General features: G+C 71.5%; 7 protein-coding genes. 4 read left to right on the top strand and 3 right to left on the bottom strand.

Going from position 1 to position 11020, the window contains the following annotated elements; all coding sequences use genetic code 11:
* Positions 1–149 precede the first annotated feature (149 nt).
* Complete coding sequence (locus tag ACFVWY_RS26000) at positions 150–4388, top strand: amino acid adenylation domain-containing protein (protein ID WP_389876714.1); 4239 nt, start codon at positions 150–152, stop codon at positions 4386–4388.
* Positions 4389–4397: 9 nt separating this feature from the next.
* On the opposite strand, the gene ACFVWY_RS25995 is transcribed toward ACFVWY_RS26000, so the two are convergent.
* Complete coding sequence (locus tag ACFVWY_RS25995) at positions 4398–6023, bottom strand: sensor histidine kinase (RefSeq protein ID WP_389876729.1); 1626 nt, start codon at positions 6021–6023, stop codon at positions 4398–4400.
* 232 nt (positions 6024–6255) lie between these two features.
* On the opposite strand from ACFVWY_RS25995, the gene ACFVWY_RS25990 reads away from it, so the two are divergent.
* Positions 6256–7209 (top strand): kinase, encoded by a 954-nt coding sequence (locus ACFVWY_RS25990; RefSeq protein WP_389876712.1) that lies wholly within the window; start codon positions 6256–6258, stop codon positions 7207–7209.
* A 65-nt stretch (positions 7210–7274) separates the two neighbouring features.
* Here the strand turns inward: ACFVWY_RS25990 and ACFVWY_RS25985 are convergent, their stop codons facing one another.
* Positions 7275–8252, bottom strand: a complete 978-nt coding sequence (locus tag ACFVWY_RS25985; RefSeq protein WP_389876710.1) for a TauD/TfdA family dioxygenase — start codon at positions 8250–8252, stop codon at positions 7275–7277.
* 163 nt (positions 8253–8415) lie between these two features.
* On the opposite strand from ACFVWY_RS25985, the gene ACFVWY_RS25980 reads away from it, so the two are divergent.
* On the top strand, positions 8416–9270 hold the full coding sequence (locus ACFVWY_RS25980; protein ID WP_389876709.1) for an alpha/beta fold hydrolase: 855 nt from the start codon (positions 8416–8418) through the stop codon (positions 9268–9270).
* A gap of 56 nt (positions 9271–9326) precedes the next feature.
* Here the strand turns inward: ACFVWY_RS25980 and panD are convergent, their stop codons facing one another.
* Positions 9327–9743, bottom strand: coding sequence for an aspartate 1-decarboxylase (panD, locus tag ACFVWY_RS25975; RefSeq protein WP_389876708.1), 417 nt, complete (start codon positions 9741–9743; stop codon positions 9327–9329).
* 297 nt (positions 9744–10040) lie between these two features.
* Between panD and ddaH the strand changes: the two genes are divergently transcribed.
* Positions 10041–10904, top strand: coding sequence for a dimethylargininase (ddaH, locus tag ACFVWY_RS25970; protein WP_389876707.1), 864 nt, complete (start codon positions 10041–10043; stop codon positions 10902–10904).
* Positions 10905–11020 lie beyond the last annotated feature (116 nt).

Raw genomic sequence — 11020 nt, 5'->3', positions numbered from 1 at the left:
CGGAGTACATGGTTCCGTCGGTGGTGGTGGTGCTGGACGCTGTGCCGCTGACTCCGAACGGGAAGGTTGACCGGCGGGCCCTGCCGGCTCCTGATTTCGGGGTTGTGGGTGCGGGATCCCGGGTGGCGCGGTCTCCGGGGGAGGAGATCGTGTGCGGTCTGTTCGGTGAGGTGCTGGGCCGGGGCGCGGTCGGGATCGATGAGAGTTTCTTCGATCTGGGCGGTCATTCGCTGCTGGCGACCCGGCTGGTGTCGCGTCTGCGGTCTGTTCTCGGTGCGGAGGTGTCGGTCCGGGAGCTGTTTGAGAATCCGACGGTCGCGGGGCTGTCGCGGGTGCTGGACCGGGTGTCCGACGCGCGTCCGGTGCTGCGGGCGGGCGGGCGTCCGGAGCGGCTGCCGTTGTCCTTCGGCCAGCAGCGGCTGTGGTTCCTGGACCGTCTGGACGGGCCGAACCCGACGTACAACATTCCTCTGGCTCTGCGTCTGACGGGGAAGCTTGACCGTGAGGCGCTGCGGGCTGCGCTCGGGGACGTGGTGGAGCGGCACGAGAGCCTGCGCACCGTCTTCGCGGAGGACGCCGAGGGTGCCTACCAGGTCGTTCTCCAGAACGCGGACGTGCCGTGGCAGATGGAGTCCGTGACCGAGGACGAGCTGTCCAGCCGCCTTGCCGAAGCGGCACGTCATGGCTTCGACCTGACCACCGAGATCCCGGTCAGGGCCGCGCTCTTCGAGACCGCCCCCGACCAGCACGTCATCCACATCGCGTTTCACCACATAGCCGTCGACGCGTGGTCCATGCGGCCCTTCATCGGCGACCTGGCCGCCGCGTACCAGTCGCGGGCGGCGGGGGAGGGTCCGCGGTGGGCCGCGCTGCCGGTGCAGTACGCCGACTACGCGCTCTGGCAGCGCGAGCTCCTCGGTTCCGAGGACGACCCCGACAGCCTGGTCTCCCGGCAGATCGACTACTGGAAGGACCAGCTGAGCGACCTCCCCGCCGGGATCGCCCTGCCCGCCGACCGGTCCCGCCCCGCCGTCCCCTCCCACACCGGCGGCCGGGTCGAGTTCCAGGTGCCGGGCGCCGTCCACCAGGCGATGACCGGGCTCGCCCGTGACTCCCGGGTGACGGTGTTCATGGTGGTCCAGGCCGCACTGGCCCTGCTGCTGTCCCGCTCCGGAGCCGGCGACGACGTGCCGATCGGCACGCCGGTCGCGGGGCGCGACGACGACGCCGTGGACGACCTGGTCGGCCTGTTCATCAACACCCTGGTCCTGCGCAACGACCTGTCCGGGAACCCCACCTTCCGCGAGCTGCTGGCCCGCGTCCGGGAGACCGACCTCGGGGCCTACGCCCACCAGGACCTCCCCTTCGAACGCCTCGTCGACATCATCAACCCCGAACGCTCCCTCTCCCGCCACCCCCTCTTCCAGGTCATGCTCACCTTCAACAACACAGGTGGCCTGGACGACTCCGCGACGCGCACGGCCGCCGGGGACCTGGTCATCGGGGCGCAAGGGACCGCCACCGCCACCGCCAAGTTCGACCTGCTTCTGTCGGTCGCCGAACTGCGCACCGCGAAGGGCGAACCCGACGGTCTGACCGGGGCCCTCGAGTACGACGCCGACCGGTTCGACGAACCGACCGCCCGGCGGCTGGTCCGGCGGCTGACCGGGCTGCTCGACCAGGTCACCCGTGACCCGCAGCTCACCGCGGGGGCCGTCGGCCTCGTACTCCCCGACGAGCAGGACGCGATCGACGCGTGGAACGCCACCCCCGTGACCGCCCCGGCCGCCGGTCTGGCGGACCTCTTCGCCGAACGGGCCCGGCAGCACCGGGACGCCCCGGCCGTGGTGGACGGGGCCACGACGCTCAGCTACGCGGAGCTCGACGACCGGTCCACCCGGCTCGCGCACCTGCTGCTGGAGCACGGGGCCCGCCCCGACACCGTCGTCGCCCTGGCTCTTCCGCGCGGAGTGGACTTCGTCGTGGGGCTGGTCGCCACCCTCAAGACCGGCGCCGCCTACCTCCCCGCCGACCCGCTGCTGCCGACGGAACGCATCCGGTACGTCCTGGGCGACGTCCGCCCGGTGGTCGTGCTGACCACCGGTGAACTGGCCGACGGCTACACCGGCCCCGTCCTGGTGCCCACCGCGAAGGCGCTCGCGGCGGCCTCCCCGGAGCGGATCACCGACGCCGACCGTGGCGGACCGCTCCTCCCCGACCACCCGGTCTACATCCTGCACACCTCGGGTTCGACCGGTGAGCCGAAGGCCGTCGAGATGACGACGGGCGCCATCAGGAACCTCCTGGACTGGCACCACCGGGCGATCCCGGCCCACGAGGGCACGGTCACGGCCCAGTTCACCTCCACCGGCTTCGACGTGTCCGCCCAGGAGATGCTCTCCGCGCTGCTGTCCGGCAAGACCCTCGCGATCTGCCCGGAGGACGTACGCCGCGATCCGGCCGGACTCGTCGGCTGGCTGCGCGACGCGGGAGTGGGCGAGCTGTTCGCGCCCACCCTCGTCCTGGACGCGGTGTGCGCCGCGGCGCTGGAGACCGGCGAGGAGCTGCCCGCCCTGCGGCACGTCGCCCAGGCCGGCGAGGCCCTGGTGACCCGCGGGGCCGTCCGGGAGTTCTTCTCCCGCGCGGCGGGCCGAGTGGCCCTGCACAACCACTACGGCCCCACCGAGACGCACGTGGTGACGGCGGTGTCCCTGCCCGCCGACACCACGCAGTGGACCGGTACGCCCGCCATCGGAGAACCGCTCCCCAACGTCCACGCCCACGTGCTGGACTCGTGGCTGCGCCCCGTACCGCCGGGCATGCCGGGCGAGCTGTACACCTCGGGATCCGCCCTGGCCCGCGGATACCGGGGACGCCCCGGCATGACCGCCGAACGGTTCGTGGCCTGCCCCTTCGAGGGGAAGGGCGACCGGATGTACCGCACGGGAGACCTCGTGCGCCGCACCGCCGACGGACAGCTGCACCACCTCGGCCGCAGCGACGACCAGGTCAAGATCCGCGGCTTCCGCATCGAGCCGGGCGAGATCGCGGCGGCCCTGAGCAGCGATCCGGCGGTGTCCTCGGCGGCCGTACTCGTCCGGGACGGCTCCTCCCTCGCCGCGTTCGTCGTACCGGCCACGGACCGCACACCGGTCGCGGCGGACCTGCGGGCCGGACTGCTGCGGACCGTGCCCGAGTACATGGTCCCGGCGGAGTACGTCGTGGTGGACGAACTCCCCCTCACCCGCAACGGAAAGCTCGACCGGCGTGCGCTGCTGGCCCTTGAGGTGGACCGCCCCGCGCCCCGCTCGGCGGCGACCGAGGCGGAGAAGCGGATCTGCGCGCTGTTCGCCGAGGTGCTGGGGGCCGGGGAAGTCGGCCCGGACGACGACTTCTTCGCCCTCGGCGGCCACTCGTTCCTCGCCACCAGGGTCGTTGTGCTCCTGCGCGAGCAACTGGGCGCCGAACTGAGCGTACGGAGCCTGTTCGAGGCCCCGACCCCCGCCGCCCTCGCCCGGGAGGTGGAACGCAGCGGCACCCGGGACTCCTTCGCCCCGATGCTGCCGCTGCGGACCACGGGGGACGACCGGCCGCTGTTCTGCGTCCACCCCGGCGGCGGGATGTCCTGGTGCTACGCGGGCCTGCTCACCCACCTCGACCCGTCGATCCCCGTGTACGGGCTCCAGGCCAGGGCGCTCGGCAGCCCCGGAACGATGCCTGCCGGAGTCGGCGAGATGGCCGAGGACTATCTCCGGCAGATCCTGGAGATCCAGCCGGAGGGCCCCTACCGGCTCCTCGGCTGGTCCTTCGGCGGTGTCCTGTGCCACGCCCTCGCGGTGGAACTCCGGGCGCGCGGCCAGGAAGTGGAGCTGCTGGCGCTGGTGGACGCCTACCCGCACGCCGGCGGGGAGGCGGCCGAGGAGCGCGTGCTGGAGCAGACGCTGCGGGAGCTGGAGGACCGGCTGCTCGTCGACAACTTCACCGCCTCCCGCTTCGCCTTCGACGAGGCGGAGCTCACCACCGCCCGGGACGCACTGATCGCGCGCTACCTGCGCTTCCTGGAGGACAGCGGCCACCCGCTGGCGGCGGTGGGCGAGGACACCCTGCTGGCGATGAAGGACGTGTGGATCCACCACAGCCGCCTGCTGGCACAGCACCGGCCCGGCCGGTACGACGGCGACATGCTGCTGTTCACCGCCACCCGGGTACCGGAGCGGATCGCCGGCCGGGCCGGGGCGCACACGTGGACGCCGTACGTCGGCGGCGCCGTCGAGGACCACCCGGTCGACGCCGAGCACGAACAGATGCTGACGGTCCCCGAGCACATCGCGGCCATCGGGGGAGTGCTGGCGGCGAAGCTGGTGACAGCCCCGCCGCACACACCGTAGGCGCGGGGCTCAGGATCTGTCCGGGTTGCCCGGAACGACGTCCTTGGCGACCAGGCGGTCCCCCGAGAAGCACAGCCGGTACAGGTCGACCTCGTCGAGGAGGTTGCCGTTCGACCGGTAGAACTCGCACGCGCTGCCGGCCGGCCGGGGAACCGACCGTGCGGCGTCGGTCGGGTACGGGTAGCTCTGCAACGGCAGGAGGCCGTCGAACTCCTGCCGTTGCTGCCCCACGTGTATGGAGGCGTAGGCCGTCGGGTGCAGTATGCACGTCGCCAGCTGGTAGGCGAGGTACCCGGCGGCGGGCAGCACGATCAGGGCGAGGGCGGCCGGTGCGACGAACGCCACGATGAACCGCAGCCGCACCGTGCGCCGCGCGTCCCCCATCCGGCGCGCCGACTCCGCCCCGTCGTCCGGCGCGGACTGCGGGAGACGGTTCGTACGGCCGCCGCCCACCCGGTCGGGCATCACCGCGGTGACCCGGAAGCCCCGCTCGAACGGTTCGGCGCGCAGCTGCCCGCCGAGCGCGCCGACCCGCTCCCGCAGCCCGGCGAGACCGCGGTTGCCCCGCACCACGCCGGGCAGCGGACCCGCCGGAGGGGCCGAGTTGGTCACACTGACCTCCGTCCGGCCGCCCTCATGGGTGATCCGGACGTGCACGGAGCTGCCGGGAGCGTGCTTCGTCGCGTTCGTCAGGGACTCCTGCACCACGCGGTACACGGCGTGCCCGACGAGCGGCGACAGGGACGGGCTGTCGCCCTCCCGGACCAGGTCCACCGCGATCCCGGATGCCCTGGCCCGGCCCAGGAGCTCCTCGACGGACTCGATGGAGGAGTGATCGCCGTCCGCGTCCGGGCCGTCGCGCAGCACCGTCACGGTCTCCCGCAGATGGTCGACGGCCTCGGAGACGGCCTTCCGCAGCTCCGCCACGTCGGCACTGTCCTGGCTGCTCAGCGTCGGCGACAGTTCCAGCGCGCCCGCGCGCAACGCGATCAGGCTCAGCACATGCCCGAGGGAGTCGTGCATGTCGGCCGCGATGCGCGTCCGCTCCCGCAGCCGGGCCTGCTCGGCGACGAAGCGCTGCTGCTCCTCCAGGGTCCGCGCGAGCCGCCACCCGTCCGACACCAGGGCCCGCCGTGCCTGCTGGTAGCGGCCGACGAGCCACGGCACCAGCAGCGCCACCGGAAGGATGGTGACCGCGTAGAACCACCAGATCGCCCCCCGCCCGAGCACCGCGCACAGCGCGAGGTCGATGACCAGGCACGAGGCGAGCACCGTCAGGGGAACGCGCCCCACTTTCGCGCGGGCACCCAGCAGATACGTCATCGCGCCCAGCGCCACGGCGTAGGCGTTGGCCGGGTTCGACTCGTCGGCCAGGCCCAGCGCGCACAGCCCGTTCACCGCGAACACCGCGGCGCCCGGCCAGCGACGGCTCCCCGGAACGGCCACCGCGAGGACGGCGAACGGCAGCACCAGGTCCCGTACCACCGAGGGCTGCAGCGCGGACCAGAACCCCCACCCGCCCGCACCGGCCAGCACCACCCACAACGCCACATCGAACAGCAGCGTCTTCCCGAATCCGGGTAACGGCCTCGGTGCCCCGGGCCGCACCCCGGATTCCGCGATCCCATGCTTCATCACACGGCCGACCCTACCGAACCGGCTGGCCCGCACCTCAGGGCACCGGACATCCACGAAGGCCGCCAGTGAGCTGGCACTTTGCGAGAGGGATACAGCTCGTTGACGCCGGTCCGGTCCCTTGGCACCGTTGGCGCAGGACAGCGGTTCCCGCAGCATTCGGCTCAGGCCACGAGACCTGCGGGCTCGGGATCACTGCGAACGTTCCAATTCACGTGACTGGGGATCAGAGTTGGCACCTTCCCGTAATGGTCTCAAGGACGAGTCCGCCACGACCGCCGCCCTCCGGTACGCGGCCCCGCCCCGGCGGGGGACGACCGGCGTCAGCACGGCGTTCGGCACCTTCGGCGAGCTGCTTCAGGGCGTACTGCCCGGCCCCGGTGGCGACTTCCTGGTGACCTTGCCCATCGCGCGCTGGACCGTGGCGACCTTCCGTACCGATCCCACGTCGAGGGCCGTGCGGGTGTTCCCCGAGCACAAGCACAAGGCGGCCCGGCTGATCTCGATGATCATGGAAGATCTGCCGGTTCCGCTCGGCGGCTTCCTGACCCTGGACAGCGCCCTGCCCGAGGGCAAGGGCCTCGCCAGTTCCTCGGCCGACCTGGTGGCCACCGCCAGGGCCGCCGGCAACGCCCTCGGCCTCGCCATGCCGCCCCGCCGCATCGAGTCCTACCTCGGCAGGATCGAACCGACCGACGGTGTCCTCTACGACAGCGTCGTCGCCTACCACCACCGCCGGGTCCGGCTGCACCGGACGCTCGGCTCGCTGCGCCCCATGACCGTGGTCGGCATCGACGAGGGCGGCACCGTCGACACCGTCGAGTTCAACCGCATCCCCAAACCGTTCAGCGCCGCGGAACACCGCGAGTACGCCCGGCTGCTGGACTCCCTCGCCGCAGCCGTGGAGAGCGGCGACCTCGGGAGGGTCGGGGCCGTCGCCACGCGCAGCGCGGTGATGAACCAGGCACTGCGGCCCAAGCGGACCCTGGAGCGGATGATCGCGATCTGCGAGGAGACCGGCGGGCTCGGTGTCGTCGCGGCACACAGCGGGACATCACTCGGCGTCCTGATCGACAACGCCGACACGGACCGGTCGCACAAGATCGTGCGCGCCGTCCAGGCGTGCTCCGCGCTGGCGGGGAACGTGACCACCTACCGGACGCTGAGCTTCGGACCGGACCGGTGAGGCGGCCAGCCCGCCGCACCGGGCGGACGGTGGAAGGCGGGCCCGTCCGCCCGGCCCGGCGCGGCCTACCCCGCCAGCCTGGGCAGCGGGTCTCCCAGCGCCACCACGATCTCGCGGTCGCCGCGGTACGGGTCACGGCTGTGCGCGGTGCCGATGTTGTCCACCAGCAGGAGGTCACCGTCCTGGAAGGGAACCTCCACGGCGTGCTTGTCGTAGACGGCGTTGATGTCCTCCACGACGGAGGGATCCAGGGGCGTCCCGTCCCCGAGGAACGTGGTGAACGGCAGCCCCTGCGCACCGAACTCGCCCACCAGGAACTCCCGGACGTCCGGGTCCATCGTCCACTCGTTGAGGAAGGCGATCTGGTTGAACCAGCAGCGTCGCCCGGTCAGCGGGTGCTTCACCACGGCGGGCAGGACCTGGCGGGTCTGCAGGCCCCCCGGGGCGCGCCGGACCTCGATCCCGTGGGCACGGCAGTACCGGTCGACCTCCTCCGGATCCTCCAGGGCGAAGGCCTCGGCCGACGAGAGGCCCACCAACTGGTCGTAGTTGCGCACCAGTTGCCAGCCCTCCCGTTCGAAGGGCTCCGTGATCGAGCCCGGCAGCGATTCGAGGACCTTCGCGGCATCGGCCACCGATACCGTGCCACCGGACGAACCCGCCTTCAGGCAGGAGAAGACCATCCACTGCGGGTACCGGGCGGCACTGGACAACTCATGGTGCATGCACATGGGCTGGTCCGGCGGCCACTCCGAGGAGGAGTACACGCCGCCCCCCAGGGCCCTGCGCGGCGCGAAGCCCTCGACCTCCGTCATCAGCTCCGAGGTGAGCGCGCCGCTCGCCGCCGCGGCGTCGGCGTGGCTGCCGACACCCAGCCCCCGCACCAGCACCGCGCCCCGCTCCAGGGCGGCCGAGCGCAGCGCTCCGGCGTTCTCACGGAGCCATGCGGGCCCCCCGCCGCTGGCCGCCTCGATGGTGAGGACCTCGTCCTCGGCGCAGGCCGCCAGTTCCCGGGAGAACGGGTTGATTCCGCCAGACATCATGCCCCTGTCCTTTCGCCTTCTTCATGAGCGTATCCATGAGGATTCGAACGCTGACATCACATAACAGGGTCCGCGGAAAGCGGAAGCCTTTCACGCAGGCGCGATTGTCGCTGTACGCAGACCGGTTCGGGACTATCACCGCCCGCACGCACGAGGAGTACACATGCACATAAGGGTCCGCGATGGATTCAGGGTGAACTACCAGGTTTCCGGGAGCGGTACACCCGTGGTTCTCATCATGGGTTCCGGTGGCAGTGGAAGGGCGTGGCACACCCATCAGGTCCCGGCTTTGGTGGCGGCCGGGCACCAGGTCGTCACCTTCGACAACCGTGGTGTTTCTCCGGACGATGAAAGTCCGCCCGATTTCACCGTCGACGACATGGCCGCGGATGTCGCCGCGCTCATCGAGCACCTCGGCATCGGGCCCTGCGCGGTCGTCGGAACCTCACTGGGGTCACGGATCGCGGCGGAACTGGCGCTCTCCCGCCCCGGACTGGTGAGCAGGCTCGTTCTCATGGCGGCGCGGGGCCGCAGCGACGCTCTGAGCACGGCCCTGGTACTGGCGGAGGGCGAACTCGACGAGCTCGGCATCGTGCTGCCGCCGCGCTACCGGGCGGTGGTGCAGGTCCTTCAGCAGGTGTCCCGGCGGAGCTACACGGACGACCTGCGGACCCAGGACTGGCTGGAGCTGTTCGAGCTCACCGCGGGGGCCGAATCGGCGGCACGCGCCCAGCGCGGGCTCTACCCGATGCCGGACCGGCTCGCCGCGTACCGCGGCATTGCCGTGCCCTGCCACGTCCTGTCCTTCGCCGACGACGTCCTGACCCCGCCCGCCTCCGGCAGGGAGGTCGCCGGTGCCATTCCCGGCGCGACGTTCCAGGTCATCGAGGGTCTGGGGCACATCGGCTACCTCGAGGACCCGGCGACGGTGAACCGTGCCCTGCTCGACGCGCTGCGTTCCGCACCCGGGCCCCGCCCCCTGTCCGCCCACGGCGCGGGGGCGCGCGGTACGGCGTGACGGCCCCGCGGGGCGGCGGCCGGACCCCGGCGCTCCGGCCGCCGCCACGTGCCCCTCTAGCCGCCGACCACGTCCCCGCGCCGGAGTTCGGAACCGGCCGGAACCTCGGCGGGGTCCGAGCCGAGGCCGGTCACCCTGTTGTCCCCGTCCACGAAGACGACGCGGGGCTCCAGCTTCCCCGCGTCCTCGTCCGTCACCATCGCGTAGGCGATGATGATGACGAGGTCGCCGGGGCTGATCAGCCGCGCCGCCGCGCCGTTGATGCCTATGATCCCCGAATTCCGGGGGCCCTCGATGACATAGGTGGAAAGCCGTGCACCATTGTCGATATCGACGATGTCGACCCTCTCCCCGGGGAGCAGGTCCGCGGATTCCATCAGGTCGGCGTCAATGGTGAGCGACCCGACATAGTGCAGATCCGCCTGAGTCACGGTGGCCCGGTGAATCTTCGACTTCATCATGGTTCGATACACGATTCTCACTCCTGGTAGGTTCGTGCGAGGTGATGGTCTCGACATCGGATCGAATCAACCCATGCCAAATGTAAGCCACTTCTTGATCCCGCTCCGCAGTTTTGTGAGCAACGGAACGGTGACAAGGGACAGGTAATGCCGGTCACTTCCGCAGAACCGGAAATGCAGCCGATCGGCCATGGGAACGGAGCCTCCGGCGAACCCCTGACGGAGATCCGCCCGTTCCCCACCGGCCCGCCCGCCCTGCGACGGGCGGCCCGGCACTCCGAACCACAGGAAGACCACGAAGGAAGAGACATGCCCGAGAACGGTGTCATCGCCCAGTCCGCCCCGGCCGCCGGGGTGCCCGCTCCGCGCACCGCGGTGCCGCGCCGGCTGCTGATGTGCTCGCCCAGCCACTTCGACGTCACCTACTCCATCAACCCGTGGATGGAGCCCGAGAAGCCCGTCGACGGGGCCCTCGCCCTCGCCCAGTGGGAGCAACTGCGCGGCCTCTACCGGGATCTGGGCCACACGGTGGAGGTCATCCGGCCGGAGGGCGGCCTGCCCGACATGGTGTTCGCGGCCAACGGCGCCACGGTGGTCGACGGACGTGTGCTCGGTGCCCGCTTCCGCCACGAGGAGCGGACGGCGGAGGGGCCGCTGTACCTGTCCTGGCTGCGGGCCAACGGCTTCACCGAGACCCACTGGCCCGAGTACATCAACGAGGGCGAGGGCGACTACCTCCTCGTCGGCCGCAGGCTCCTGGCGGGCACCGGCTTCCGCACCGACCCGCGCTCGCACGCCGAGGCCCAGGAGTTCTTCGGCGTACCGGTCACCGGGCTGACCCTGGTCGACCCCCGCTTCTACCACCTCGACACCGCGCTCGCCGTACTCGGCGACGACGAAGTCATGTACTACCCCGAGGCGTTCACCGAGGGCAGCAGGGCCGTGCTGCGGGAGCTCTTCCCCGACGCGCTCCTCGCGACACCGCAGGACGCGGCGGTGTTCGGCCTCAACGCCTTCAGCGACGGCCGCCACGTGCTGCTCCCGGAGTCCGCGACGACGCTCATGGCGGGACTGCGCGAGCGCGGATTCGAACCGATCGGCGTCGACCTCACCGAGCTGCTCAAGGCCGGGGGCAGCGTCAAGTGCTGCACGCTCGAACTGCGCGAGGGGTGACCGCGGTGGGGCCCGCGACCCTGACGAGAGTCAGGGTCCGCACTGCCCTTTGACCACTACTCCGTCCGGTGCGCCGCTTCTACGGTTGTCTCCGAGGGGCCACCGCCCCGCTGAGC

Source organism: Streptomyces sp. NPDC058195, from assembly GCF_042883525.1.
GTDB lineage: Bacteria > Actinomycetota > Actinomycetes > Streptomycetales > Streptomycetaceae > Streptomyces.
Note: the sequence above shows the minus strand (reverse complement) of the source record. Positions and strands in the feature narration are given on the sequence as shown.

Coding starts and splice junctions, on each gene's coding strand:
- ACFVWY_RS25995 (WP_389876729.1), bottom strand. CDS start 6,023: ATGAAGCATGGGATCGCGGAATCCGGGGTGCGGCCCGGGGCACCGAGG.
- ACFVWY_RS25985 (WP_389876710.1), bottom strand. CDS start 8,252: ATGATGTCTGGCGGAATCAACCCGTTCTCCCGGGAACTGGCGGCCTGC.
- ACFVWY_RS25980 (WP_389876709.1), top strand. CDS start 8,416: ATGCACATAAGGGTCCGCGATGGATTCAGGGTGAACTACCAGGTTTCC.
- ddaH (WP_389876707.1), top strand. CDS start 10,041: ATGCCCGAGAACGGTGTCATCGCCCAGTCCGCCCCGGCCGCCGGGGTG.